The sequence below is a fragment of the Bacillus cereus group sp. BfR-BA-01379 genome (assembly GCF_022663605.1).
Lineage (GTDB): Bacteria > Bacillota > Bacilli > Bacillales > Bacillaceae_G > Bacillus_A > Bacillus_A mobilis.
In genome coordinates this window covers 1-593 of sequence record NZ_JAKUFT010000191.1, presented here as the reverse complement: position 1 = coordinate 593, position 593 = coordinate 1, and the positions used below count along the sequence as shown (strand labels likewise).

Genomic DNA, 593 nt, shown 5'->3' with positions numbered 1-593 from the left:
AGAGCGGGAAGAAGTAGAAGTAATTGCAGAAACAGAAGTGCCAGAAGAAGCGGAAGTAATTGCAGAAACGGAAGAGCAAGAAGAAGTGGAAGTAGTTGCAGAAGCGGAAGTACCAGAAGAAGTGGAAGTAATTGCAGAAACAGAAGCGCCAGAAGAAATAGAAGTAATTGCAGAAGCAGAAGAGTTAGAAGAAGTGGAAGTAATTGCGGAAGCAGAAGAGCAAGAAGAAGCGGAACCTGTAGAACTTGAGGAAACGCAGCAAGAAATATTGTTAGATGAAGCAATTGTACAAAAGAATGAATTCATACATGTTTCTGAGGCTGATGAACAAACGAAGAAAAATGTTCAAAGCTTTGCGGATGTTTTAATTGCGGAAGAACAACAAGTTGTAGAAGAAGCACCGATTGCGGAAGAGCAACGAGTTGTAGAAGAAGCACTGATTGCAAAAGAGCAACGAGTTGTAGAAGAAGCACCGATTGCAGAAGAACAACAAGCTGTAGAAGAAGCGCCGATTGCAGAAGAACAACAAGTTGTAGAAGAAGCAGCGGTCGCAGTAGGGCAACCAGTTGTCCAAAAAGAAGAACCAAAACGTG

General features: G+C 42.3%; 1 pseudogene. It reads left to right on the top strand.

Annotated features, from left to right (window positions below):
- A pseudogene (locus MR113_RS27380) lies at positions 1-593 on the top strand (DNA translocase FtsK); the annotation flags it as partial.